At 71.8% G+C, this 22,532-nt stretch carries 25 protein-coding genes, 1 tRNA gene and 1 riboswitch; of the genes, 11 read left to right on the forward strand and 15 right to left on the reverse strand.

Features of this window, described 5'->3' with window-relative positions:
* Nucleotides 1-77 precede the first annotated feature (77 nt).
* Complete coding sequence (locus tag KBX21_RS08255; protein WP_210841536.1) at nucleotides 78-1,061, reverse strand: 2-dehydropantoate 2-reductase; 984 nt, start codon at nucleotides 1,059-1,061, stop codon at nucleotides 78-80.
* 78 nt (nucleotides 1,062-1,139) lie between these two features.
* On the opposite strand from KBX21_RS08255, the gene KBX21_RS08260 reads away from it, so the two are divergent.
* The 4 genes from KBX21_RS08260 (at nucleotide 1,140) to KBX21_RS08275 (ending at nucleotide 4,078) form a co-directional block, all read left to right on the forward strand.
* Nucleotides 1,140-2,438, forward strand: coding sequence for a molybdopterin molybdotransferase MoeA (locus KBX21_RS08260; protein ID WP_210841537.1), 1,299 nt, complete (start codon nucleotides 1,140-1,142; stop codon nucleotides 2,436-2,438).
* A gap of 62 nt (nucleotides 2,439-2,500) precedes the next feature.
* A complete protein-coding gene (locus KBX21_RS08265; protein ID WP_199776676.1) occupies nucleotides 2,501-3,184 on the forward strand; it encodes a GntR family transcriptional regulator in 684 nt (227 codons plus the stop codon).
* A 55-nt stretch (nucleotides 3,185-3,239) separates the two neighbouring features.
* Nucleotides 3,240-3,304: riboswitch (guanidine-III (ykkC-III) riboswitch) on the forward strand.
* 32 nt (nucleotides 3,305-3,336) lie between these two features.
* Complete coding sequence (locus KBX21_RS08270; protein ID WP_049579064.1) at nucleotides 3,337-3,651, forward strand: multidrug efflux SMR transporter; 315 nt, start codon at nucleotides 3,337-3,339, stop codon at nucleotides 3,649-3,651.
* A gap of 61 nt (nucleotides 3,652-3,712) precedes the next feature.
* The gene (locus KBX21_RS08275; protein WP_210841538.1) at nucleotides 3,713-4,078 is read left to right on the forward strand and encodes a VOC family protein; all 366 of its coding nucleotides are present in this window, start codon (nucleotides 3,713-3,715) and stop codon (nucleotides 4,076-4,078) included.
* Nucleotides 4,079-4,091: 13 nt separating this feature from the next.
* On the opposite strand, the gene KBX21_RS08280 is transcribed toward KBX21_RS08275, so the two are convergent.
* Both KBX21_RS08280 and KBX21_RS08285 read right to left on the reverse strand, forming a co-directional pair.
* A complete protein-coding gene (locus tag KBX21_RS08280) occupies nucleotides 4,092-4,583 on the reverse strand; it encodes a DUF2087 domain-containing protein (protein ID WP_049579069.1) in 492 nt (163 codons plus the stop codon).
* Between the two features lie 77 nt (nucleotides 4,584-4,660).
* Complete coding sequence (locus KBX21_RS08285; protein ID WP_210841539.1) at nucleotides 4,661-5,473, reverse strand: HAD family hydrolase; 813 nt, start codon at nucleotides 5,471-5,473, stop codon at nucleotides 4,661-4,663.
* Between the two features lie 218 nt (nucleotides 5,474-5,691).
* Here KBX21_RS08285 and KBX21_RS08290 point away from each other — a divergent pair, with 218 nt between their 5' ends.
* The 4 genes from KBX21_RS08290 to KBX21_RS08305 all read left to right on the forward strand — a co-directional run bounded on the left by KBX21_RS08290 (nucleotide 5,692) and on the right by KBX21_RS08305 (nucleotide 8,427).
* Nucleotides 5,692-6,705, forward strand: coding sequence for an alpha/beta hydrolase (locus KBX21_RS08290; protein WP_210841540.1), 1,014 nt, complete (start codon nucleotides 5,692-5,694; stop codon nucleotides 6,703-6,705).
* A gap of 121 nt (nucleotides 6,706-6,826) precedes the next feature.
* Nucleotides 6,827-7,426 (forward strand): sulfite oxidase-like oxidoreductase, encoded by a 600-nt coding sequence (locus KBX21_RS08295; protein ID WP_049579077.1) that lies wholly within the window; start codon nucleotides 6,827-6,829, stop codon nucleotides 7,424-7,426.
* A 3-nt stretch (nucleotides 7,427-7,429) separates the two neighbouring features.
* On the forward strand, nucleotides 7,430-8,155 hold the full coding sequence (locus tag KBX21_RS08300; RefSeq protein WP_049579079.1) for an FAD-binding oxidoreductase: 726 nt from the start codon (nucleotides 7,430-7,432) through the stop codon (nucleotides 8,153-8,155).
* Nucleotides 8,152-8,427 (forward strand): DUF6510 family protein, encoded by a 276-nt coding sequence (locus KBX21_RS08305; RefSeq protein WP_049579081.1) that lies wholly within the window; start codon nucleotides 8,152-8,154, stop codon nucleotides 8,425-8,427. The genes KBX21_RS08300 and KBX21_RS08305 overlap by 4 nt, the downstream gene beginning before the upstream one ends.
* Here KBX21_RS08305 and KBX21_RS08310 read toward each other — a convergent pair.
* The 6 genes from KBX21_RS08310 to KBX21_RS08335 form a co-directional block, all read right to left on the reverse strand.
* Nucleotides 8,399-9,409, reverse strand: a complete 1,011-nt coding sequence (locus tag KBX21_RS08310; protein ID WP_210841541.1) for an STM4011 family radical SAM protein — start codon at nucleotides 9,407-9,409, stop codon at nucleotides 8,399-8,401. The two genes, KBX21_RS08305 and KBX21_RS08310, sit on opposite strands and share 29 nt — an antisense overlap.
* Nucleotides 9,406-10,740: an STM4012 family radical SAM protein gene (locus tag KBX21_RS08315; RefSeq protein ID WP_049579095.1), complete on the reverse strand. Its 1,335-nt coding sequence runs from the start codon at nucleotides 10,738-10,740 to the stop codon at nucleotides 9,406-9,408. Before KBX21_RS08315 ends, KBX21_RS08310 begins: the two co-directional genes overlap by 4 nt.
* A gap of 11 nt (nucleotides 10,741-10,751) precedes the next feature.
* The gene (locus KBX21_RS08320; RefSeq protein WP_049579098.1) at nucleotides 10,752-11,579 is read right to left on the reverse strand and encodes an STM4013/SEN3800 family hydrolase; all 828 of its coding nucleotides are present in this window, start codon (nucleotides 11,577-11,579) and stop codon (nucleotides 10,752-10,754) included.
* 35 nt (nucleotides 11,580-11,614) lie between these two features.
* Entirely contained in the window at nucleotides 11,615-12,781 is a 1,167-nt protein-coding gene (locus KBX21_RS08325; protein WP_210841542.1) for an STM4014 family protein, read from the reverse strand.
* Nucleotides 12,778-13,833 carry an STM4015 family protein gene (locus KBX21_RS08330; protein WP_210841543.1) on the reverse strand — a complete coding sequence of 352 codons (1,056 nt, stop codon included), beginning with the start codon at nucleotides 13,831-13,833 and terminating at the stop codon, nucleotides 12,778-12,780. Before KBX21_RS08330 ends, KBX21_RS08325 begins: the two co-directional genes overlap by 4 nt.
* A 105-nt stretch (nucleotides 13,834-13,938) precedes the next feature.
* On the reverse strand, nucleotides 13,939-15,009 hold the full coding sequence (locus tag KBX21_RS08335; protein ID WP_210841544.1) for an STM4015 family protein: 1,071 nt from the start codon (nucleotides 15,007-15,009) through the stop codon (nucleotides 13,939-13,941).
* Between the two features lie 291 nt (nucleotides 15,010-15,300).
* Between KBX21_RS08335 and KBX21_RS08340 the strand changes: the two genes are divergently transcribed.
* Together KBX21_RS08340 and KBX21_RS08345 are read left to right on the forward strand one after the other, a co-directional pair.
* The gene (locus KBX21_RS08340) at nucleotides 15,301-16,092 is read left to right on the forward strand and encodes a bifunctional 2-polyprenyl-6-hydroxyphenol methylase/3-demethylubiquinol 3-O-methyltransferase UbiG (protein WP_049569629.1); all 792 of its coding nucleotides are present in this window, start codon (nucleotides 15,301-15,303) and stop codon (nucleotides 16,090-16,092) included.
* A 341-nt stretch (nucleotides 16,093-16,433) separates the two neighbouring features.
* Nucleotides 16,434-17,672 carry a phosphatidylserine/phosphatidylglycerophosphate/cardiolipin synthase family protein gene (locus KBX21_RS08345; protein ID WP_049569632.1) on the forward strand — a complete coding sequence of 413 codons (1,239 nt, stop codon included), beginning with the start codon at nucleotides 16,434-16,436 and terminating at the stop codon, nucleotides 17,670-17,672.
* A gap of 40 nt (nucleotides 17,673-17,712) precedes the next feature.
* On the opposite strand, the gene KBX21_RS08350 is transcribed toward KBX21_RS08345, so the two are convergent.
* Together KBX21_RS08350 and KBX21_RS08355 are read right to left on the reverse strand one after the other, a co-directional pair.
* Nucleotides 17,713-17,922, reverse strand: a complete 210-nt coding sequence (locus tag KBX21_RS08350) for a hypothetical protein (RefSeq protein WP_210841545.1) — start codon at nucleotides 17,920-17,922, stop codon at nucleotides 17,713-17,715.
* A 237-nt stretch (nucleotides 17,923-18,159) separates the two neighbouring features.
* Nucleotides 18,160-18,232 (reverse strand) — tRNA-Arg (locus KBX21_RS08355).
* Between the two features lie 423 nt (nucleotides 18,233-18,655).
* Here KBX21_RS08355 and KBX21_RS08360 point away from each other — a divergent pair.
* Complete coding sequence (locus tag KBX21_RS08360) at nucleotides 18,656-19,759, forward strand: M15 family metallopeptidase (RefSeq protein ID WP_049569637.1); 1,104 nt, start codon at nucleotides 18,656-18,658, stop codon at nucleotides 19,757-19,759.
* 123 nt (nucleotides 19,760-19,882) lie between these two features.
* On the opposite strand, the gene KBX21_RS08365 is transcribed toward KBX21_RS08360, so the two are convergent.
* The 4 genes from KBX21_RS08365 to KBX21_RS08380 all read right to left on the reverse strand — a co-directional run bounded on the left by KBX21_RS08365 (nucleotide 19,883) and on the right by KBX21_RS08380 (nucleotide 22,460).
* Nucleotides 19,883-20,290, reverse strand: coding sequence for an MscL family protein (locus tag KBX21_RS08365; RefSeq protein ID WP_049569641.1), 408 nt, complete (start codon nucleotides 20,288-20,290; stop codon nucleotides 19,883-19,885).
* 81 nt (nucleotides 20,291-20,371) lie between these two features.
* Nucleotides 20,372-21,028, reverse strand: coding sequence for an SAF domain-containing protein (locus KBX21_RS08370; RefSeq protein WP_049569646.1), 657 nt, complete (start codon nucleotides 21,026-21,028; stop codon nucleotides 20,372-20,374).
* A gap of 149 nt (nucleotides 21,029-21,177) precedes the next feature.
* Nucleotides 21,178-21,561, reverse strand: a complete 384-nt coding sequence (locus KBX21_RS08375) for an FmdB family zinc ribbon protein (RefSeq protein WP_049569650.1) — start codon at nucleotides 21,559-21,561, stop codon at nucleotides 21,178-21,180.
* A gap of 254 nt (nucleotides 21,562-21,815) precedes the next feature.
* Complete coding sequence (locus tag KBX21_RS08380) at nucleotides 21,816-22,460, reverse strand: 5-formyltetrahydrofolate cyclo-ligase (RefSeq protein ID WP_210841546.1); 645 nt, start codon at nucleotides 22,458-22,460, stop codon at nucleotides 21,816-21,818.
* Nucleotides 22,461-22,532: the final 72 nt, after the last annotated feature.

Consider the following 22,532-nt stretch of genomic DNA (forward strand, 5'->3'; position numbering starts at 1 on the left):
TCGGGGTTCGTGGCCTCAAAGAGAATACTGTATGCAATGTTGGTCGGCGGGGCAATGGTGCGGGAGTCGTGGAGGCGCTAGACCAGCGCGGGTTCCGACACCCTCTGGTTGAGGAGTCCGGCCACGGCGTCGACCGCGCGCAGGGTGGGCGCGGGGGCGCCGGTGAGGTCGGCCAGCTCGACCACGGCGGACAGGATGACGTCCAGCTCCATCGGGCGGCCGCGTTCGAGGTCGTGCAGGGTGGAGGTCCGGTGGTCCCCGGTCCGCTCCGCGCCCGCGAGCCTGCGCTCCACGGAGACGTCGGTGCGCACGCCCAGCCGGGCGGCCACGTCCAGGGTCTCGTTCATCATGGTGCGGGCCAGGTCGCGGGTCGACCGGTGGCGGCAGATCTGCGCCATGGTCGAGCGGGTGAGCGCGCTCAGCGGGTTGAAGACGATGTTGCCCATGAGCTTCACCCAGACGTCCACGCGGAGGTCGGGCACGACCGGGCACTTGAGCCCGCCCGCCGTCATCGCCTCGGAGATGTCGCGGCAGCGCCGGGAGTCGGACCGGTCCGGCTCCCCGACGGAGAACCGGGTGCCCTCGATGTGCCGGACCACCCCAGGTTCCACGATCTCGGTGGCCGCGTAGACCACGCAGCCGACGGCGCGCTCGACGGCGATGGCGCGGCTGACCGCCCCTGCCGGGTCCACGCTCTCGATGCGATGGTCGGCGAACGGCCCCTCCACCCCGTGGAAGTACCACCAGGGGATGCCGTTCTGGGCGGCGACCACGGCGGTCGCCGGTCCCAGGAGGGGGCGCAGCATCGGTCCGCAGTCGGCGTAGTGCTGGGCCTTGAGGCCGAGGAGGACCGCGTCCACGGGGCCGATCTCGGCGGGGTCGTCCGTGACGTGGGGGCGTGCGGTGAAGTCGCCACGGGGGCTGAGGACCCGGACGCCGTGCTCGCGCAGGGCGCGCAGGTGGGCGCCCCTGGCGATGAGGTGGACGTCCGCTCCGCCGCGATGGAGGGCGGCGCCCGCGTAGGCGCCGATGGCTCCGGCGCCGAGGACGGCGATGCGCATGAGGACTCCTTTCTATTCCATACTGTATACAGTATGCTCGGTCGCATCCGTCCCCTCACCACGGCAGGGAGAGAAGGAATGCCCGACTCGGGTGCCTGGGAAACTTCTCCGCTTCTTCGTGACCGCCGCCCCTCCGGAGGCCACACGCCCACGCCGTGGCCCCGGGCGCGCGAACTGGCCCGGGAGATCGGCGCCGCCGCAGGCGCGCCCGCCGAGGACGTGCCCCTGGCCGAGGCCCGGGGGGCCACCCTGGGGGCCGACCTCGTCTCCGCCATCGACGTACCCGTCCTGGACAGCGCCGCCATGGACGGATACGCCGTCTCCGGCGAGGGGCCCTGGCTCGTCCTCGGGCGATCACTCGCCGGGCACCCCGGGCCGGTCGTCCGCCTGAACCCGGGAGAGGCGGTGGAGACGGCCACGGGTGCCGTCGCGCCGGACGGCACCACCGCCGTCCTGCCCCGCGAACGCGCCACCCTGGCACCCCCGGAGCCGGAGGGCACACGTGGGCTCGGCGATCCGGCGTCCGAATCCGATGTCCCTCCCGCGCCGGACGGTGCGCGGCTCCTGTACGGCGAGGTCACACCCGGGCGGCACCTCCGCCGCAGGGGCGAGACCACCCTGGCCGGGACGGTGGCCGCACGGGCGGGCAGTCCCGTGACCCCCGCCCTCCTGGGGCTGGCCGCCAGCCTGGGCAACGACTCCCTCCCGGTGCTGCGCCCGCGCGTGCGCGTCCTGGTCACCGGGGACGAGGTGGTGCACGCGGGGGTGCCCCGCCCGGGTGCGGTCCGTGACGCCATCGGCCCGGTGCTGCCCGGCCTGGCGGCCTGGGCGGGCGGCCGCTGCGAGCCCCTCGTCGCGGTGGCGGACCGCGGGGGCGCCCTGGAGGAGCGGCTTGACGGAGCGGCGGGGACGGACACCGTGGCCGTCTGCGGCTCCTCCTCGACGGGTCCCGCCGACCACCTGCGCGCGGCGCTGACCGCCCTCGGCGCCAACTTCGTGGTGGACGGGGTGGCCTGCCGCCCCGGCCACCCGCAACTGCTCGCGGTCCTGCCCTCGGGGACCGTGGTCGTGGGCCTTCCCGGTAACCCCGGGGCCGCCCTCGCCGCCGCGCTCACCCTCCTGGTCCCCGTGCTCAGCGGGCGCGCCGACCGGCGGGACCCGGCGCACACCGGGAGACGGGTCCGGCTGGTCGGTGACGTACGGCCACACGCCTCCGACACCCGTCTGCTCCCGGTGCGGGTCAGCCGCGACCTCGCGGTGGAACTCCCCGCGAGCGGCTCCGCCGACCTGCGCGCCGCCGCCGTGGCCGACGCGCTCGCGGTGGTTCCGCCCGGCCGGGTCCCCGGCCGCGTCGAGCTGGTCGGTCTTCCTGTGTGACCCACGCACGCACCGAACTTCGTACACTGTCTACAACGACCACCGGATCCGGGAGACTCCTCATGTCCTCGCAGGGATTGAACGCCGTAGCGGGACGCATCCAGCGCCCGGTTCCGTTGCGCGAGGCCGTCTACGAGGCGATTCTCGACCTGATCACCGCTCGGACGCTCTCGCCTGGGCAGCACCTGGTCGAGACCGAGCTGGCACGCACCCTGGGGGTCTCGCGCCAGCCGGTCCGCGAGGCCATGCAGCGGCTCAGCAACGAGGGCTGGGTGGACCTGCGGCCCGGCTACGGGGCCTTCGTGCACACCCCCACCGAGAGCGAGGCGGACCAGCTCCTGGCCGTGCGCGCCATGCTGGAGGCCGAGTCCGCGCGGCTGGCCGCGGAGAACGCCTCCGACGAGCAGGTCGGCCAACTGCGCGACCTGGTCTCCACCGGTCGCGCCGCAGCCGAGCGAGCCGACACCGACGCCGTGGTCAAGGCCAACGCCGACTTCCACCGCACCGTCACCGAGGCCTCCGGCAACCGGGTGCTCGCCGAACTCGCCGCCCAGGTGGACCGCCGGGTCCGCTGGTACTACGCGCCCGTGGCCCGGATCCGCGGCTCCGCCTCCTGGGACGAGCACGAGCAGCTGGTCGAGGTCATCCAGCGGGGCGAAGCGGCTCGCGCGCGCGAACTCATGAGTGAGCACACCGAACGCACCCGCCGTACCTACCATGAGGAAGTCGACGGCACACGGCCCTGAGGTGGTGACGGGTCTGACCACCCACCCTGGAAGCCTCACCCCTCGGGGGTCGTTGTAGGGTTCGAGTACCTGAGACTCCGGACGAGGGCGCCGTACCCGGTCAAGACAAGACGGCGCGAACCACAGTTCGTACGTCTTGGAGGTAACAGGTCATGGCCTGGATCGTTCTCGTGATCTCCGGTCTTCTCGAAACCGCGTGGGCCGCCGCGCTCCACGCCTCACAGGGCTTCACCCGTTTGTGGCCCTCGGTGATCTTCGGTGTCACCCTCGCCCTCAGCATGGCCGGTCTGGCCTTCGCCCTTCGCACCATCCCGCTCGGCACGGGTTACGCCGTCTGGGTGTCCATCGGCGTGGTCGGTACCGCGCTCATCGGCATGTTCTTCCTCGGTGAGGGCTTCAGCGTGCCCAAGGCACTGTGCCTGATCGCCATCGTCGCCGGCGTCGTCGGCCTGAAGGTCCTCCACTAGTCACCCGTCCGCCCGGGCTCGGCGCCCGGGCGGACGCCCCCTCCGGTGTTAGTGTGCCCGCATGACTCAGGGATCCCTGGCCCAGTGGGTGGTCAACGCCGTCGACCCGCTCGCACTCGCCCGCTTCTGGGCCTTCGTGATCGGTGGGGATGTGGAGGCCCGGTCGGACGGATGGGTCGTTCTCCACGGAGCCGAGGGCCAGCCCCGGCTGTCGTTCCAGCCGACCCCGGAGGCCAAGGCCCGCCCCAACCGCGTCCACGCGGACGTGGTCGTCGACGACCTCTCCGCGTCCGTCCGTTCCGTCGTGGGGCACGGCGCCACCCCCGTGGGGGAGGTGGTCACCGACGAGGAGGGCTCGTTCCAGGTTCTGCGTGACCCCGAGGGAAACGAGTTCTGCCTGGTCAAGCCGGACGCCGACGGCTTCTGACCGGCACCTTCCCCTATCCCCGGGCGAGGCGGTAGCGGCTGCCGTCGTCCTCGCGGTCCAGGAAGCCCTCCTCCACCAGGTAGCGGCGCAGGGCGGAGGGGTCGTCGAAGCAGGTCAGGATCGCCGTGTTCACCTGTTTCTCCGTGTACTCCAACTCCGGGGCGAACAGGCGCTCGGCGACACGGCCGAGGGCCGCCAGGCGGAGGTCGCGCTTGGCTGGCATCGAGGTGAGCCGCCCCTCGTGGAAGAGCGCGTCCACGGGGTCGGTCGTCCGGGTCACGTCCCTGTGCTCGCGCATGGCCTCCGCGAAGATCCCGGGCACGGCGACGAGCCGAGCCCCCTCCTCACGCACCAGACCGTCACGCAGGAGCCGCGCCAGGTGCCTGGCCGTTCCCCGGACCTCACCCCGGTCGAGCCCCTCGGCTCCGGCGGTGACGATCCGGGCGAACAGCGCCAGCCGTTCGGGGGCGGCGAGCGACGACACGAGCTGGGTGGGGTGCGGCACGGCGGTTCCTCGGGGCAGATCGAACGGATCCCGCCACCGTAGAAGCCGTACCGCGACCTCGGCCAGTGATTATCCGGTCAGGCCCGCTCCAGGATCTCCTCCACCACGCGTCCCACCCCGTCCTCGAAGCTGGACGGCGCCACCTTGAGACCCAGTGCGGGATCGAGCAGGTCCCGGTGCCCACTGCTCATCGCGTACCCGGACCCCGCCCAGGTCAGTGCGGAGCGGTCGTTGGGCATGTCCCCGAAGGCCACGACCTCCTCGCGGTCGACGCCCCAGCTCTCGCAGAGCATCGCGAGCGTGCTGCCCTTGTTGACCCCCGCCGCGCTGATCTCCACCAGGCCAGCCCCGCCCGAGTAGGTCGGTTCGGCGAGCGTGCCCACGGCCGTAACTGCCGCCTCGTACATATGGTGCACCGGATACTGCTTGGACCGGGCGATGAGCTTGGTGACCGGGGTGGCGGCGGTCAGCAGGGCGTCGGTGCCGTCCAGCACACCCTTGACCCATTCGGCCCGAATCCACGGCTCCAGGTGGTAGTCGGTGTCGTGGTAGAAGTCCGTGCCGGTCTCCACCCCGAACCCGAGGCCAGGCAGGGAGAAGCGGAGCTTCTCGACGATCGTGCCGGAGGTGTCGCGGTCGATCGCACGCACCAGCGGCTCCGACTCCCCGGGCAGCTGGGTGTGGGCGCCGTTGCCGCAGACCACGGCGGCGCAGTCGAACATGGCGGCGAAGGATTCGGTGGTGCGCGGCGGGCGGGCGGTCACGATGACCACCCTGATCCCCGCCTCCACGGCGGCGGTGAGGGCGCGATGGTTGCGGGGGGAGACCTGGCCGTTCTGGTCGAGGAGGGTTCCGTCAAGGTCGGTGGCGATCACACGAGGAAGGACCATGGGCTCATTATGGGCGCCGGGAAGTGACGCGTTCGGAGGGGCCCACCCTCCGGGGACGCCGGTCGAGGCGCTGCCAATTCCTGGCTTGTGGGGGGCCAAATGTTGCGAAAGCCCGGTTACCCGGCTGAGGGGTACGGGCATCCCCAGCCCCGGGTTCCGGGACGGAAGTGCGCGTTCGGATCCCCGACCCGTTCAGACGCCGTACCCATGGAGAAGGCATGTCCGAGAACAAGGTGCCCCTGGAAAGGGAAGCCCAGGAGTTCGCCGACGCCAACGCCGAGGAGCCCTTCATCTACCAGCTCCCTCCCGAGCAGGGACGGGACATCCTGGAGGGCGTGCAGAGCGGTGAGGGGGTGCCCAAACCGGAGATCACCGACGAGTGGATCACCATCGAGGGCGGCCCGACCGGCCAGGTGCCGATCCGGATCGTGCGCCCCGCGGGCGCCACCGGAGTCCTGCCGGTGATCCTGTACGTCCACGGCGCCGGCTGGGTGTTCGGCAGCTCCAACACCCACGACCGCCTGGTCCGTGAACTGGCCACGCGCACCGGTGCCGCGGTGGTCTTCCCCGAGTACGACCGCTCGCCGGAGGCCAGGTACCCGACCGCGATCGAGCAGAACTACGCGGCCGCCCAGTGGGTCGTGCGCCACGGCGCCGAGAGGAACCTGGACGGCGGCCGGATGGCGGTGTCCGGTGACTCGGTCGGCGGCAACATGGCCACCGTGCTGGCGCTCATGGCCAAGGACCGCGGTGACGTCCCGCTCAGGGGACAGGCTCTGCTGTATCCGGTGACCGACGCCGACTTCGACACCGGGTCCTACCACCAGTTCGCCTTCGGGTACTTCCTGAACCGGGACGGCATGATCTGGTTCTGGGACCAGTACGCCCCGGACCCCGCGCAGCGCAGGGAGGCCTACGCCTCACCGCTCCGGGCGTCGTTGGAGGAGCTGCGCGGCCTGCCGCCCGCGATCGTGCTCAACGGCGAGGCCGACGTGCTGCGTGACGAGGGCGAGGCCTACGCCCGCAAGCTACGCGAGGCCGGGGTGCCGGTGACAGCGGTCCGCTTCCAGGGCATGATCCACGACTTCATGATGGTGGACAGCATGCGCGACACGCACGCGAACCAGGCGGCCCTGCTGCTGGCCAGCGACTTCCTCAGCGACGTCCTCGGCACCCGCTCGTCGGTGCCGCGACAGCAGGCCGCACGGTCCACCGGCGCGGGGGTCCGCTAGACCGTCCGGCGCGCGCCGCACCCGAGGTGACGTGTCCGACGGGGGTGGGCGCGCCCACCCCCGTTCCCGCCGCGGCACGGTGCGCGCCGTTGGAACGTCCCACACACGACAGGGGTCGAGCATGAACATGTTCACGCGCGGGTTCCAGGGTCGGCGCGGCGCCGAATCCGACCGCGTTCCGCCAGGGCAGTACCAGACAGACGACTTCCCGGTGCTGAGCGTGGGGCCCACTCCGCGCGTCGACACCGACGACTGGACCTTCACCATCACCGCCGAGACCGGAGCCGCCCACAGCTGGACCTGGGACGAGTTCATGGGGCTGGCCCAGGAACGGCCGCACGTGGACATCCACTGCGTCACCCGCTGGTCCAAGCTCGGCACCGACTGGGTCGGCGTCTCCCTGGACACCCTGTTGGCGGACGTGGAGAGCGCCGCCGACCACGTACTGGCCCACTCCTACGGCGGCTACACCACGAACCTGCCGCTGGAGGACCTCACGGACGGGCAGGCGTGGGTCGTGCACACCTTCGACGGGGAGCCACTGGCCGCCGAACACGGCGGGCCCGCCCGCCTGCTCGTTCCCCACCTGTACTTCTGGAAGTCCGCCAAGTGGGTGCGGGGCCTGACCCTGGCCCACGAGGACGAACCCGGGTTCTGGGAGCAGGGCGGGTACCACGACTACGGCGACCCCTGGCGGGAACAGCGCTACCGGGGAGACTGACCGATGCCCTCATGGACGCCCGCGGTCCTGGAGTCCGCCCGGTGGGAGACCCCCACCGCCCGCACGCTGGTGCTCTCGGTGCCCGGCTGGTCCGGGCACCGAGCCGGACAGCACGTGGACGTGCAGCTGCGAGCGGAGGACGGGTACACCGCCGAGCGCTCCTACTCCGTCGCGTCGGCCTCCGGGCCGGACCGCCTGGAGCTCACCGTCCAGCTGGCGCCCGACGGGGAGGTCTCCCCGTACCTGGTCCGGGACTTCCGGCCCGGTGATCGGGTGTGGGTGCGCGGGCCCCTGGGGGGCTGGTTCGTCTGGCGGACGGACGACACCGATCCCGTCGTGCTCGTCGGCGGCGGCTCCGGAGTCGTCCCGCTCGCGTCGATGGTGCGCGAACGCCGACGCACCGGGAGCCGGGCCCTGTTCCGCGTCCTGTACTCGCTGCGATCGCCCGAGGACCGTTACTACGCCAAGGACCTCGGGGCCGCCGCGGACCCGGGCGTGGACGTCTTCCTCGCCTACACGCGGGACGCCCCGCCGGGTTCGGTGCGCGGAGCCAAACGGTTGAGCGTGGCGGATCTGAACACCCACGGGTTCCCGGTCGAGTTCGCACCCCTGTGCTACGTGTGCGGGCCCACCGGGTTCGTCGAGACGGTCGCCGACGGGCTCGTCGCGCTGGGCCACGACCCGCGCAGGATTCGAACCGAGCGCTACGGCAGCGGAGGCGGACGATGACCGGACCGAACCACCTGGACGGAAACGTGCTCGCCGGTCCGCTGTCGGAGGTCTTCAGCGTGGACCTGACCACCGCCGTGCGCCGGTGCGCGGTCTGCGGTGACGAGGGTGTGTGTGCCCAACTGCGGGTCTACGCGGACGGCCCCGGGCTGGTCGCCCGCTGCCCGAACTGCGCGGTGCTGGTGCTGCGGCTGGTGCGCACCCCGCGGGGAGTGATCCTGGACCTGGGCGGGACCGGCTGCGTCACCATCCCGCTCCCGGAAGCGCCCTGAGGTCGGATCGGCCGCCAGCCTCCGAGGGAACGGGCCGGTGCGGGGCGTCCGGAGGGTTCCGGGAGCGCGGGGGCGTGACGGCCGGAACGCGCTCGACCACCCCGCCACGGAACACGTCGTACAGGTCCAGGGTCTCCAGGTGCACGTATCCGATGTGGCAGTCGCAGCTGGTGAGCGGGCACGGGCTCGGTCCGAGGCCGTCGGCGAAGGACCCGTCGTAGAGGTTGCCGAGCGGGGTGTCCACGAAGTGGCAGCGGCGTACGTCGCCGTCCCCGTTGACGGACAGCACGGTGTCACCCGTACGACAGGGCGCCCCACGGCTCGGATGCGGATCGCGGCTGTAGTGGAAGTGGGGGTCGATCCCCTGCCAGACCTCGGCCTCGGCGTCCGTGTAGGTCAGTCCCTCGGCGGCGTTCACCCAGAGGTAGACCCCCTCGGGCAGGTCCGCGCGCATGCGGCGCGCGGCCGCCAGGTGCTCGGGCTGGCCCACCACCCCCACGCTGAACCGGACCCCGAGTTCGGTCAGCTCACTGGTCTTCTGGAGGAAGCGCTCGTGGTCGACCTCGCCCGGGTGGTAGGTGGTCCACAGGGCGACGGAGTCGCGGTCGCAGTCGGCGAGCCAGGCCGTGCGGCCGCTGAGGTTGGTCTGGATCGCCACCCTCTCCACGTGCGGCAGGTGGCTCAGCCGGGTGATGGCCCGGCGGTACCAGGAGCGGGTCAGCCCCTCGCCCCACGGCGTGAACAGCACCGAGAAGCGCGTGCCGGTGCGCCCGGCCACCCAGTCGGTGAACCGTTCCAGGGCGGCACGGTCGGCGCGCAGCGTCCCGGGGCTGTCCCGGCGCTTGGCGAAGGGGCAGTACGGGCAGTCGTAGTCGCAGCTGGCCAGCGGCCCCCGGTACAGGAGGGTGAGGTGGGCGGGCAGCGGCCGGTCCGTGGCGGGGCGGAGCAGTGTGGGCTCGGGAAGGTCCACGGGGGAGCTCATGAGGCCTCGTACTCGGCGGTCAGGCGGTTGACCCGTGCGGAGAAGAAGTCCGGGCCGACGGAGTCGGAGTGCGCCAGCCCCTCCTCGGTGAGCCGGACCGTCGGGGTGTCCACGGCTCCGCCCTCCAGCCAGCCGCGTTCCGACACCGCCGCGAACTCCTCGGGGAAGTCGGCCACCGGGTGCGAGCCGAACCTGGACGTGTAGTCGGCCACCTCCAGCCCCTCCACGCGCAGCAGCGACTGGAGCACGTGTCTGCGGCGGCGCTCGTCCTCGTCCAGTACGAACCCGACCTCGGCACGGGCGAAGTCGGCCCCGTCGCGCCCCACGTAGTCCGCGATGATCGACCGCACCCGGCCCACGCCCACCGCGTAGTCGAACGAGTAGTGCGTGGTGCCGGTGTAGGAACGGGCACCGCAGCCCAGGCCCACCATGCCGTCGGTCTGGCAGCTGTGGTCCGGAGCGGAGGCCAGGGGCTCGGGGGCGTCGGCCCGCCGGAACATGCGCATGGACACCTGCTCGTAGCCGCGCTCGCGCAGATGGTCGCGGCCCTGCCGGTACAGCGCCAGCCGGTGGTCGTCCCATTCGCGGGCACGTCGGCCCAACCCGGTGAGGGGCCGGACGTACAGCGGGTAGAGGTAGATCTCCTCCGGTTCCCACGAGAGCGCCGTGTCCAGCGAGTACTCCCAGGTCCTGGCGGTCTGCCGGTCGATGCCGTAGATGAGGTCCACGTTGAGGTCGGCCCGGGCGTGGTCTCGGATGGCGGCCAGCGCCCGGTCCACTTCCGCGCGCTTCTGCGGACGTCCGGCGGCGTGCGCCTCGGAGTCGATGAAGCTCTGCACACCCATGCTGATCCGGGTCATCCCGCGCGCGTCCAGCACCTGGAGGCGGTCCGGGGTGGCGGTGGCCGGGGAGGTCTCCACGGAGACCGGGACCGCGCCCATGTCCACCGGGAAGTGGCGTTCGACGGTGTCGTAGACCCGGGCCAGTTCGTCGGCGGTGAGGTAGGTGGGGGTGCCCCCGCCCAGGGCGGCGCGGGCGAACGAGCTGTTCTCGGGCAGGCAGGCCGCGACCGTCTCCGCCTGGCGCTCGAAGGCGTCCAGGTAGGCGGTGACCTGTTCGGCCGGGGGCGTTGACCGGGTGAAGAGGTTGCAGAACCCGCAGCGCATCTCGCAGAACGGGATGTGCGCGTACAACGAGAGCGCACTGGCGTCCTCGCGCGCCCACAGGTCGTACAGGTGGGGCCGCTCGGCGAAGGGGCGGTAGGCGCTCTTGTGCGGGTAGGCGTACACGTACGAGCGGTAGGGGGAGTCCGCGCGGACGGGTTCGGGCATCGGTGTGACGCTCACGCGGCGCTCTCCTCGGTGCCGTGGCCGTGGGGCAGGACGGCGTGGGTGTAGGGGACGGTCCAGACGGTCTCGTGGCCGATCCGGTGGCCGGTGTGGCCGTCCTCGCCGTAGGCGGTGCCGTGGTCCGAGCACACAATCGCGAAGCAGGGGCGGCGGGCGGACATCGCGGCCAGCAGTGGCGGCAGGTGTCGGTCCACGTACTCCAGGGCGGCCGCGTGGCTGGCCCGGGTGTCCCCGTCCTCCCGCGTCGCCCCGGGCAGGTGGAACCAGTTGGGCTGGTGCAGTGCGGCGACGTTGAGCAGCAGGAACAGGGGCTGTTCGGCGGGCACGGCGGCGCTGGCCTCGACCGCGCGGGCGACCTGGTTCTCGAAGGAGTGCGGGTCGGCCACGCCGAAGGACTCCTCCCAGTGGCTCTCGGCGAACAGGTTCGGCAGCACCGACCCCAGCTCGGACCTGCGGTTGAAGAAGCCGGTGCCGCCCACACAGACCGTGTGGTAACCCTCCCGGGCCAGGCCCGAGGCGAGGTCGGCTGTGTCGAAGGTCCAGGTCCCCGGCGCCGTGGAGACGCTGCCGGGGAACGCGGCGGCGAACAGGCGCGGGTGCGGCCCCGGTGCGGCAGGGGTGGGCAGGAACCCGGCGAGCATGGCCAGGTGCGAGGCGTACGTGAAGCTCGCGGGGGAGTGCCGCTCCTCCCAGCCGCCCGGCGGCAGGAGCCGGGCCAGGTTCGGGGTGCGCCCGGCCTCGGCGAGCTCGACGGCCACGTCGTGGCGCAGGGTGTCGAGGGTGAGCAGCAGGATGTCGTGCGTGCCCACCACGGAGTTCATGTCCGGTGCGGGGAGATCGGTGGAGGGTTCGGTGGTCAAGGGCGTTCCCCGGAGAGTGCGTGTACGGGTGTCGGGTGCGGGGCCGAAAGGGGGAAGCGGCCCGTGGCGAGGGCGTGCAGCTGCTCGGCCTGGGTACTGCGGCCCTCGTGGAGGACGCCGGGCAGGAGGTCGCCGAAGGCGTTGACCTCACAGACCGTGAACCCGCGCCAGCCGGGTGAGACCAGCAGGTCCACGCCGGTGTGCAGGGTTCGTGGGAAGACTCCCGCCGCGGCCTCCGCCGTGGCCGTGGCCGCTCGCCAGGTGCGCGGGCCCATGCTCTCGCGCAGCGCCGCGAGGTCGCCCCGGGCGTTGCCCAGGTGCAGGTTGGTCATGGGGGAGCGCGACGAGCGCACCACCGCGTGCGTGGCCCGTCCGGCGACCACCAGCACGCGCAGGTCGATCACGCGTCCTTGGAAGCCCGCCTTGGGCACCCAGCGCTCCACGTGCAGGCCGTCGGGGGCGAGCGCGTCCACGATCGCGGCCACGTCGGCCTCGTCCGTGTAGGTGAACGGCCGCAGCGAGTTGTACAGCTTCACCGACCCGCCGTCACGCACCAGGTGGGCCGAGGTGACCGCCCTGATCCGCCCACCCGGGGCTGTGGCGAGAGCGACCACCCCGGAGGCCGACGAGCCGTGCGCGGACTTGACGAACACCCTCCGCCAGCCGAGCCCGGCCATCGCCTCGCGCAGGGAGTCGTAGCCGGTCACGCGCTCGGGCGGGGCCGGTGCGACGGGAACCCCGGCGGCGTTCAGACGCGCGTGGCAACGGCGCTTGTCGCAGAGGTCGGCCAGGTCGTCCACGTCCTGGAGGAGGTGCGCCCCGGGGGTGGCCGCCACCGCCTGGGACAGCTTTCCCAGGGCGTGGACGAACCCCCGGTGCTGGTCGGCGCCGCCCTCCACCCGGTGGAGGTCGGGGTCGTGCCGCCACCCGCGCAGCAGGCGGGCGGTGGGGGCGTCCTCGCCGGCGGAGTCCACGCGGACCAGCGCGCCCTCGGGCAGGGCGGGGGGACCGGCCGCCGGGTCCGCGAGCTCGCGCCAGTCCAGCGGGACGGGGTCGGGCAGCCCGGTCGCCCGAGCGGCCTCGGTGAACAGCGCCAGGCGGCGGTTGCCCGGAACGCACACCGCCACCAGGGGGCGGTCGAGGGCCGACCGGTCCCGGCTCACTCGGAGACCGCCGTGTAGTAGGAGAGACCGCCCTCCGCGTAGGGGTTCTCCTCGGGCTCCTCCCGGTCGGAGAGATCGTGCTCCACCCCCGAGGCGGTCAGGGCGGCGCGCAGCCGTCCCTCCATCTCCTCGGAGAGGTAGTGGTGGTGCAGGTCCAGGCGGCGCAGGCCGTGGAAGACGGGGGTGTCCAGGATGATCCGGGCGCCCCGGTCCGTCAGGATCCCGAGGGACAGGTCCAGCTCCGCCAGCGTCCCGGTGACCGGGGCCTCGGCCAGGACCGCCACCCACTCGTCGGCGCGGTCGGCGTTGCGCAGGCCCAGGGAGCGCAGCTTCGGGAAGGCGGTCCCGGACAGGACCGGGGCGAGGTCCTCACCGGTGGTGCGCCCACCGGCGTACTCCTCCACACCCAGCCACAGTTCGAGGTGCTCCAGCTCGGGCAGGGACGCGGCGCACACGTCCCGGACGACCGCGGGTCGGAGTCCGCCGGACTGCACGGTCAGGCTCCGCAGCCCGTGGGGTTCGGTGACCCTCAGGCCGAGACTGGCGCTGCCGCCGCGCACCGTGAAGGCCGTCAGCCGGGGAAGAGCGGTGAGCAGTGGGGTCAGGTCGCCGTGCTCGATCCAGGAGATCTCGTTCTCCTCCTGGAGGATGTCGCCGAAGAAGAGCGAGCGCAGGCTCGTGTACCGGGACGCGCGATCCAGCAGAGGTGCGAGGAAGTCGCCGTTCCCCTCCTGAAGCTCGGAGTGGCCCACCATCAGGGCGCGGACCGAGTCGTGCGGCACGAGCTGGTCGAACTCGCGCAGGTACTCGTCGATGCTCTGCCCGTCCCTGCCGTGGACCGACTCCTCCGTGCGCCACCGCCACGCCACTGAGCCGGGATCGGCGAGCGCCGCGAAGAGCGGCTCGTAGGACGACGGCAGGTTGGGGTGGCGTTGCCTCCGGTTGCTCGCCCACGCCATGGCGAAGTGGAACTCGCGGCGGATGGTCTCCCACCCCGTGAACTCCACCACGGGCAGCCCCGCGTACTCGGTGAGATGGCTGCTGTTGGGCATGGGGCTCCTGCCAGGGGAGGGACGGGGGCGGGCTTGGGGGTCGGGTCGTGGGGGTCTTGGGGGCCGGACCGGGGCTCGGTGAGGTGCCGCGCGATGCGGCCGGGCTCACTCGCCCACGGCCGGGTAGTAGTGGAGGTCGTCCGCGTCGTCGGACCCGCTCGGGGGCTTCCGGGGGCCGTCGGAGAGGTCGACGCGCACCCCGGCCTCCGTGAACGCCGCCCGCACGCGTTCGGCGTCGTCCTCACCCAGGTAGTGATGGTGCAGGTCCAGGCTCTCGAGGTGGGCGAAGACCGGTACCGATGCCAGCAGGTGCTCCACGTCGCTGTCGCGCAGGGTGCCCAGCGACAGGTCCGCCGAGGTCAGGCGAGCGGTGACCGGTGCCTGGGCCAGGGCCCTCAGCCAGCTGCCCGTGCGCTGGGAGTTGCGCAGGCCCAGGTGGCGGAGTGCGGGCAGGGCGGCACCGTGCAGCAGGGGCGCCAGGTCCTCGACCGTGGTGTCGCCGCCGTAGTTCCCCACACCCAGCCACAGCTCCAGCCGCTCCAGCGCGGGCAGTTCGGCGGAGACGATCTCGCGCGCCACTCGGCCGGGCAGGCCGCCGCTCTGGACGGTGAGCGAGCGTAGGCGGGCGTGCCCGCCGACCGCAAGGGAGAGCGTGTCCCCGCCGCTGTGGGTGTCGCCGACGCCCCGGACGGCCAGGTCCTCCAGCAGGGGATAGGCGTCCAGAAGGGGAGCGAGGTCGCACTGCTGGATCCAGGAGATCTCGTTCTCCTCGAAGGTGACGTCGCCGACGAACAGGGAGCGCAGGGCGGGGAAGGCGTCGGCGTGCCCGATGAGGGCGTCCCGCAGCTCGCGGGAGGAGATGTCGCTGCCGTCCTCGAACCCCCAGTCGCCGATCACCAGCGCCCTCACCTTGGAGGTGTCCACCTCCTCGACGAACCGGGCCAGGTAGGGCACGAACTCCTCGGAGTAGCTGGTGAGCCGCAGCCGCCACGACACGGAGCCGGGGTCCTTCCCGGCCTCCTCCATGAGCTCGTGCTGCCTGGAGGGGGCCAGCGGCTTCTCCCCGTCCCGGGGGCGCCCGTGGCCGGAGTGGTGGAGGTGGTACTCGTTCTCCCCCCGGTCGAGGAACTCGACCACGGGGAGTCCGGCGTGGTCAGTGAGGTGTTCGCGGATCATGGAGGGGAGCCTTCCGTCCTGGCCAAGGGGTGTGCCACATGTTCTAGCAGCGGAGGGTGACAGACCGGGGTCGGACACCCGCTCGGAGCGGAACGCCGGTTATCCGGGCGAAGTCCGGATACGTCCCGAAGCGGATGGTTTCCTCTTTCTTAGCAGCTCACGTGGGCACTTCCGGACTTGTCCACAGGGGTGAACGCCCGATCCGGCGGATCGGCGTATCCGGGTCGCGGGATACCGGCCGGTACGGCGGTGCGGCAGGACAACGCGGGGCGGCGGTGTGAAAGTGGTCGCATGGCTACGCACAGTGAACTCCGTGACTTCTGGGAACACCGGCTCGAAGGCGACTGGACCGAGAGCGGCGTCGGCTACCGAGCCCTCGGACGTCCCTTCAACACCTGGATGTACCGGGTTCGCGAGGAGGTCTTCCTCCGCGAGGTCGGCCAGCTGGGGCTCAAGGGCGCCAGTGTGCTCGACGCGGGCAGCGGCACGGGGTTCTACGTGAGCCAGTGGGAGCGCCTGGGCGCCGGTGACGTCACCGGCTGCGACATGACCGACGCCGCCGTCGAACGCCTGAGCGGTCGCTTCCCGAACCACCGCTTCGTTCGCCAGGACGTGTCCGAGCTGGACGCCTTCGAGGACGCCAGCTTCGACGCCGCCTCCTGCATGGACGTGCTCTTCCACATCACCGACGACGACCGGTACGCGGCGGCCTTCCGGTCCCTCGGCCGGGTCGTACGTCCCGGCGGCACCCTCGTGATCTCCGAGAACTGCCTCCAGCGCCCCGAACAGCGCGGAGAGCACCAGGTCAACCGGACGCTGGAGACGATCGCGTCGCTGGCGGACAAGGCCGGGTTCGACATCGTGCGCCGGGTACCCATGCTGATGCTGATGAACGCGCAGGTCGACGCCGCACTGCCGTGGCGCAAGGTCTGGGGCGGGGTCCTGCGGGCCGCCACTGTCACCGCCCCGACGGGCTGGCTCGCCGGGGCCCTGCTGTACCGCGTGGACCGCAGGCTCGTGCGCGGCCGCAGGGAGAGTCCCACGACCGAGCTCCTCGTGCTTCGGCGGCGCGAGGACACCTGACGCCGAGGCGGTGCGGGGGTCGCGCGCCGGTTTCGGCGCGTTCCTGAGGTCCGACCGGCAAGCCGGTCGGTACCGGGGGTAAGCGGCCCCCGTCCTCGACGAGGTGGGGGCGGGGCGCCGTCGCGTGCCCGGTCCCGCCCGGGCCCCGTCTCGCTCGGCGGGGGTTCCGTTCGGCGAAGTCCTGTTCGTCGCGGTCGCGGGCCCCGGCGCCGAGATCGCCCCGATACGCGGTTCGTGTCCGGAACCGGGGTGGACACCGGGTTACGGTGGTGCTCCACCTTGGTGCCGGGGTGGCCGCCGTTCCGGGGGCACGGCGGACGGCCTGTTCGGGAGGCGACCGCATGCTGAGACGCTCGACCATCACGACCTGGGTCAAACGGGGGCTGCTGGGGCTGTTGGCCACCCAGGTCGCCGTGGTCGCGACCCTCGTCGGGATCGACCAGTGGCGCAAGAGGGTGCGGCCGCACCGGGCCAACTTCCCCCGCACCGACCCCGCCTCGGTGCCGGTCGGGGAGACCACCGCCACGGTCTACACCTACGGCGAGGACCTGTTCGAGGACATGCTCTCCGCGATCCGGGGCGCCCGCCACCGCGTCCTGTTCGAGTCCTTCATCTTCAAGTCCGACGCGGTGGGGCAGGAGTTCAAGGCGGCGCTGATCGAGGCGGCCGAGCGCGGTGTCGAGGTCTACGTCATCTACGACGGCTTCGCCAACCTCGTGGTCCCGCGTTCCTTCTTCCGCTTCCCGCCCTCGGTGCGGGTCATGCGCTACCCGGCCTTCCGCCCCGGCGTGCTCCTGCTCAACGTGCGCAAGTCCGGCCGCGACCACCGCAAGATCCTCACAGTGGACGGGGAGACGGGCTTCGTCGGCGGCTTCAACGTGGGCTCCACCTACGCCATCGAGTGGCGTGACACCCACCTCCGGGTCGTCGGCCCGGTCGTGTGGGAGCTGGAGAACGCCTTCGCGGACTTCTGGAACACCAACCGGCGCGCGGACCAGCCCGAGTTGCGGGGTCTGGGCGACGCGGAGTGGGACTCGCGCATGCGCGTCCACCGCAACGTGCCCGAACTCCTCATCTACCCGATCCGGGCGATGTTCCTGGAGGCGGTGGACCGCGCCAAGGAGCGGGTGATCTTCACGCAGGCCTACTTCATCCCGGACCGCGAGCTGGCCAACGTCCTGATCGAGGCGGCCGGACGGGGCGTGGACGTCAACGTGCTCGTGCCGGAGAACTCCAACCACGTGGTCGCCGACTGGATGGCGCGCGGCCGGTACTCGGAGCTGCTCCGGGGCGGGGTGCGGCTCTGGCTGTACGAGGACGCCATGGTGCACGCCAAGACCGCGACGGTGGACGGCAGGTGGAGCACGATCGGCACGGCCAACGTGGACCGCCTCAGCCTCACCGGCAACTACGAGATCAACGTGGAGATCTTCGACGAGAGCGTGGCCCGGCACCTGGAGAAGGTCTTCGAGACGGATCTCACCAACGCCCGCGAACTGACCGAGGAGGAGTGGCGCGGGCGCCCGATCGCCGCCAAGTTCAGCGAGATCGTCCTGGCGCCCTGGCGCGGCTTCCTGTGAGCCCGGACCCCTGGACGCGGGCCCGGTCGTCGGGAGCGGTTCAGGGGTCCTTCGGGGACAGTCGGGGGAACTTCCTGGGGAAGAACCGGTCCGGATCCGCCCTGCGGGGCCTCGGGCCGCCCCAGTGCTGCGGGCCGGGCTGGGGGTCCTTCTTCAGCGCCCCGGAGATCGCCGAGGGCGATCCTCCACGCTGGCGCCCCTTGGCGTCGTCCCCGAGTTCGGTCATGTCGTCCCGGTCCCCGTCCGCCATCCGGCCACCCCCGTCCGTGCGTGTGCACGCCTCCGACCTGGTCGTTCCCTGCCCATGATGACTCGCAAGGGTGCGGGGACCGTCCCCCGACACGGACGGTGCGGTCAACTTTTTCGCCGCACGGGGGAGGGGCGCGCGAGAACTTGTGACGTCTTGACGGGGATGGGACGGATTCCTGGCGGGGGAAAAGACGAAGGGGCTCCCCTCTCGACCGAGAGGGGAGCCCCTTCGTTGATGCGGCCCCAGCAGGATTCGAACCTGCGACACCCGCTTTAGGAGAGCGGTGCTCTATCCCCTGAGCTATGGAGCCATGGGTGATGCCAGAGCCGGACGTTACCCGGCCACGGGGCCAAGCCTAACCCAGGATGGGTGTGCGTGGGGTGCCGATTGGTGTTGGGGCGGTGGGGCCGAGGCACTCTGCGTGCGCGGCACAGTACGCTGACCTACGATTGGTTGTCCTGGTTGCGGTGTGATGTTGTTCATTTCGCGTGTCGTGATGCGAGCCGCCACCGCCCTTCGGTCACTCTGGGCGGGCGGGTGCGCCAGGTCACGGCACCCCGACGACCAGGCCTTCTTCCAGAGGCCGCGCGAGACGGCCGGAAGGACGGCGAGCAACCGTCCACGGGTTCGGCCGTCGGGCCGTACGGTCCAGTGTGTCCGCATGTGGACATGTAGTACGTTGCCTTGCGGCCACGAGTAGGTGTTCGAGGAAAAAGCAGCCGGAGGATCATTCGTGCCGTTCACTTCCGAGTCGGCGCGGCGTAGGTCCCGCGTACCGGGTAACGGGGTGCTGACCACCCTGGGGGCACACCACCGGGTCCGGATCGCGCAGGCGCTGACACTCATGCTGGTCACGTCCCTGTTCGTCGTGCCCGGATCCGTGACAGTCGCCCCGCCAGCCGAAGCGAGCCTGGAGGACCTCCGTGAGCGCGCGGAGTCCTCCGCCGACGCCCTGGAGGAGGCGACCGACGAGTACGTCGAGCGCCAGGACGCCCTGGAGGAGGCGCAGGAGGACCTGATCTCCACCCTCCACGAACTCCAGCAGATCGAGGGCGACCTCAACGAGATGCGCGAACCGCTCGCGCGGCTGGCCAGCACCATGTACCAGCAGCCCGACGCCGGTGTCATCGGCATCCTCGCGGCGGGGGACCTCGACGACGACCTCCAGACGCAGTCCTACGCGGCCAAGCTGTCCGAGGACAACCAGGCGCTCATCCAGGACGCCACCGACCTGCGCGAGGAGCAGGTGGGGCTGGCAGGGGAGGCCCAGGAGCTCCAGACCTTCACACAGCTCGAACAGGCTGAGCTCTCCGCCGAGGTGGACTCGCTGCGCGAACAGTCCGAGTCGAGCATGACCGAGCTCACTGACGAGCTGGAGTCCCGGGGCCTGGACCCGGAGGCCTACATGGCGGCCGCCGACTGCGACGCGAGCGCGGCCTCGAACGCGGGTGGCTACCCCAACGGGCTGCTCCCGCAGGAGGCCCTCTGCTCGCTCTACGACGACAAGTTCCTGAGGGCCGACGCCGCGGTGGAGTTCCTCCAGCTGAACGTGGAGTACGTCGAGGAGTTCGGCGAGAACATCTGCATCACCAGCGCGTACCGCGACCTGCCCAACCAGCACCGCGTCTACGCCCAGGAGCCGCCCGGGTTCGCCGCCGTGCCCGGTACCAGTAACCACGGTCTGGGACAGGCGATCGACCTCGGCTGCGGCATCCAGAACTTCCGTTCGGAACGGTGGAACTGGATGGAGGAGCACGGGGCCAAGTACAACTGGATCCACCCGGCCTGGGCGAAGTCCAGTCCCTTCGAGCCCTGGCACTGGGAGTACGAGGGCTAGGTCAGCCCGATCCGCAGCCGGTTCCAACCGGCGCCAAGCGCCCGGAGGGCGGCCCCGTGGGGCCGCCCTCCCGTGTGTCGGGCCCGTTGTGTCGGGACGGGCGCCGAGACACCCCTCGGTGCCCTAGGAGACGGTCTCGGGCGTGACCTCACTGGTGCAGTGGGCGCACTTGCTGGCCTTCTTGTTGATCTCCGAGAAGCAGTGGGGGCACTCGCGGGTGGTGGCCTCCTCGGCCTTGATGAACTTCTCCATCAGCTTGCCCATGGGCAGGACCACGAAGAAGTACAGGACCGCCGCGGTCATCAGGAACGAGATCATGGCGTCGACGAAGGCGCCGTACATGAACTGGCTGCCGTTGACCTCGAAGTAGAGGTCCGCGAAGGTCGGGACCCCGCCGAAGATCCCCAGGAGCGGGGTGATGAACCCTTCGGTGAACGCCGAGATGAGTCCGGCGAAGACGGAGCCGATGACGACCGCGACCGCCAGCTGCACCAGGTTTCCCTGGAGCAGGAACTTCTTGAAGCCTTCCATGGAACTGCCCTACGTGTTCGTGATTGATGGGGACGCGCCCGAAGTGGCGCCCGGACAGCTTTCACCACCCCTGGTCATCGGTCAACCGCGAATCGTCACAGACAGCCGCGAAGAGGTCGCGTGCCCGGCCAGGGCCCGGGCTTCCTCGCTGGTCGCGGCGATCAGGACCAGCGCACCGCCCTCCCCGCTCGGACCCTCCTCAGAGGGCACGGCGAGAACGGGCCGGTCACCGACCACCTCGACGGCGGGCCCGGGTCTGGTGGGCGGCCCGCCGAAGTCGTCCGCGCCCGTCGCGGCCAGCACGTCCACTCGGCTGCCTGGGGACAGCAGACCGACGGCCCCCGGGTCGGCCACCCGCACCGGCACGGCGACCATGTCCGCCCCGTAGGGGAGCGCGGGCGGGTCGCTCAGGCGGGCGTCGGTCAGCACCTCGCCCCGGCGCACGGGTGCGTTCAGCGAGAGCCCGGCCGCCCGGTCCCCGGGCGAGAGCGCCCCGTCCGGTACGGAGCTCTCCGTCAGGACCAGGGGCGTGAGGTCCTCCTCGGACAGGGGCGCGGAGGCGTCGAGGTCCCGCGCGGCGACGAGCACCTCCGCCCGGGGTTGGGGCGGGGGCCGCAGGACGAGGACCGCGCACACCACGGCCAGCGCGGTCAGGACGGCGGCGACGGTACGGCGGTGGCGGTCGAGCAGGCGGAGCGGGCCGCGCCGGAGCCGGAACGCGGGAGGGGAGGTGCTCATACCTCCAACGCTAGGCCGGGAGAGGCGGCCCCGGAGGGTTGTCCACAGGGCGGATTCCCACCCCGGGGCCCGTCACACGGGGCCCGGCAGACAACAGAAGCGCCGCCGAGGGGTCTCGGCGGCGCGGCCACGGTCAACGGTGCGGTGGCTCAGCTGCTGGTCGCGGCGGTGCTGCCGCTGGTGCTCTTGCTGGTCGACTTGTCGCCGCCGCCCGTGCTGGGGGTGGAGGCGGCGGGGGTGGCGGTGGAGCCGGAGTCGGAGGAGGGCTTGGCGGCGTCGCCGGACTTGCCGCCGTTGCCCTCGGTGCCGCCCTCAGCGGTGTTGGAACCGGTCAGGGCGGAGCTGTTCGTGGTGGACTTGCCGCTGTCGGTGCGGTAGAAGCCCGAACCCTTGAAGACGATGCCGACCGCGGAGTACACCTTGCGCAGGCGCCCCTCGCACTCGGGGCAGACCGTCAGCGAGTCGTCGCTGAAGCTCTGCACGACCTCCATCTGGGCGTCACACTCGGTGCACGCGTACTGGTACGTAGGCACTGTTCCGGGTCCTCCTTGCTGGCACTCACACCCGTTGACTGCTAAATAGTACGCGTTCGCCGACCACAGCCGCGACAACCCCTCCCCCTGCGGCGCCGGGCGTCCCCAGGGTCGGGCCGTACCCGGTCGGGGGCCGCACGGGGTGCTCGTGTTCGGGGTGGGTGCGGGACACGACCGCCAGCCATAACGCCGCGACCCGGTGCCTTAATCCCCGGAGCCTCCCGAGAGCGGTGCCCCCGGGGTCCCGGCCCGACTCACACCGCCCGGCCGTCCGGGTTCCCTCCTGGCCAGGCCGCCGCGTTCGGGTCGAACACGTGGAGCCCGCCGCCCGGGGTCACGACCGCGTCCACCGGCCGGTCGTGCCCCTCCACGGGCAGCGCGTCCACGAACTCCTCGTCATGGACCACGGCGATCGCCGGGGTGCGCGGGCCCCTGTGGGGCAGCGCGCGGTCGTAGCAACCCGCGCCGCGCCCCATCCGCGTCCCGCGCCGGTCCACCGCCACGGCCGGGCAGACCACCGCGTCCGCGCGGCCGAGCACTTCGGGGCCGTACCGGTGCCCGGTCGGCTCCACCAGGCCGTGGCCGGCCGGTTCGAGGCCGTCCGGGCCCTCGTAGGCCGCCCAGTCGAGGGTCCCGTCGGGCAGGAAGATCGGCAGCAGCACGTACGTGCCCCGCTTCCACAGCGCGTCGACCAGACCGCGCGTGCCGGGTTCGCCGCCCACGGAGTAGTAACAGGCCACCGTCCCGCCCATGGCCAGCCAGGGGAGCCCCATCAACGTGTCGCGGACCGCGGAAGCCACACGGTCGCGCTCCGCCGCGCCCCTCTCCCGCCGCGCGGCGAGCAGGCGCGCGCGCAGCGCGCGCTTGGCGGTCCGGTCGTGGTCGTTCGAGGCACCCATGGGCCCAGTGTGGCACCGGACCCCGATTTCCTCCGAGGGGTGAACACGCGGTTGCGGTTTCCACGACTTCGC

The sequence above is a fragment of the Nocardiopsis sp. B62 genome (assembly GCF_018070675.1).
Classification (GTDB): Bacteria; Actinomycetota; Actinomycetes; order Streptosporangiales; family Streptosporangiaceae; genus Nocardiopsis; species Nocardiopsis prasina.

Bases quoted from the DNA above. Each gene is read 5' to 3' on its own strand.
- KBX21_RS08255 (WP_210841536.1), bottom strand. From the start codon at position 1,061: ATGCGCATCGCCGTCCTCGGCGCCGGAGCCATCGGCGCCTACGCGGGC.
- KBX21_RS08260 (WP_210841537.1), top strand. From the start codon at position 1,140: ATGCCCGACTCGGGTGCCTGGGAAACTTCTCCGCTTCTTCGTGACCGC.
- KBX21_RS08265 (WP_199776676.1), top strand. From the start codon at position 2,501: ATGTCCTCGCAGGGATTGAACGCCGTAGCGGGACGCATCCAGCGCCCG.
- KBX21_RS08270 (WP_049579064.1), top strand. From the start codon at position 3,337: ATGGCCTGGATCGTTCTCGTGATCTCCGGTCTTCTCGAAACCGCGTGG.
- KBX21_RS08275 (WP_210841538.1), top strand. From the start codon at position 3,713: ATGACTCAGGGATCCCTGGCCCAGTGGGTGGTCAACGCCGTCGACCCG.
- KBX21_RS08285 (WP_210841539.1), bottom strand. From the start codon at position 5,473: ATGGTCCTTCCTCGTGTGATCGCCACCGACCTTGACGGAACCCTCCTC.
- KBX21_RS08290 (WP_210841540.1), top strand. From the start codon at position 5,692: ATGTCCGAGAACAAGGTGCCCCTGGAAAGGGAAGCCCAGGAGTTCGCC.
- KBX21_RS08295 (WP_049579077.1), top strand. From the start codon at position 6,827: ATGAACATGTTCACGCGCGGGTTCCAGGGTCGGCGCGGCGCCGAATCC.
- KBX21_RS08300 (WP_049579079.1), top strand. From the start codon at position 7,430: ATGCCCTCATGGACGCCCGCGGTCCTGGAGTCCGCCCGGTGGGAGACC.
- KBX21_RS08305 (WP_049579081.1), top strand. From the start codon at position 8,152: ATGACCGGACCGAACCACCTGGACGGAAACGTGCTCGCCGGTCCGCTG.
- KBX21_RS08310 (WP_210841541.1), bottom strand. From the start codon at position 9,409: ATGAGCTCCCCCGTGGACCTTCCCGAGCCCACACTGCTCCGCCCCGCC.
- KBX21_RS08315 (WP_049579095.1), bottom strand. From the start codon at position 10,740: ATGCCCGAACCCGTCCGCGCGGACTCCCCCTACCGCTCGTACGTGTAC.
- KBX21_RS08320 (WP_049579098.1), bottom strand. From the start codon at position 11,579: ATGAACTCCGTGGTGGGCACGCACGACATCCTGCTGCTCACCCTCGAC.
- KBX21_RS08330 (WP_210841543.1), bottom strand. From the start codon at position 13,833: ATGCCCAACAGCAGCCATCTCACCGAGTACGCGGGGCTGCCCGTGGTG.
- KBX21_RS08335 (WP_210841544.1), bottom strand. From the start codon at position 15,009: ATGATCCGCGAACACCTCACTGACCACGCCGGACTCCCCGTGGTCGAG.
- KBX21_RS08340 (WP_049569629.1), top strand. From the start codon at position 15,301: ATGGCTACGCACAGTGAACTCCGTGACTTCTGGGAACACCGGCTCGAA.
- KBX21_RS08345 (WP_049569632.1), top strand. From the start codon at position 16,434: ATGCTGAGACGCTCGACCATCACGACCTGGGTCAAACGGGGGCTGCTG.
- KBX21_RS08350 (WP_210841545.1), bottom strand. From the start codon at position 17,922: ATGGCGGACGGGGACCGGGACGACATGACCGAACTCGGGGACGACGCC.
- KBX21_RS08365 (WP_049569641.1), bottom strand. From the start codon at position 20,290: ATGGAAGGCTTCAAGAAGTTCCTGCTCCAGGGAAACCTGGTGCAGCTG.
- KBX21_RS08370 (WP_049569646.1), bottom strand. From the start codon at position 21,028: ATGAGCACCTCCCCTCCCGCGTTCCGGCTCCGGCGCGGCCCGCTCCGC.
- KBX21_RS08380 (WP_210841546.1), bottom strand. From the start codon at position 22,460: ATGGGTGCCTCGAACGACCACGACCGGACCGCCAAGCGCGCGCTGCGC.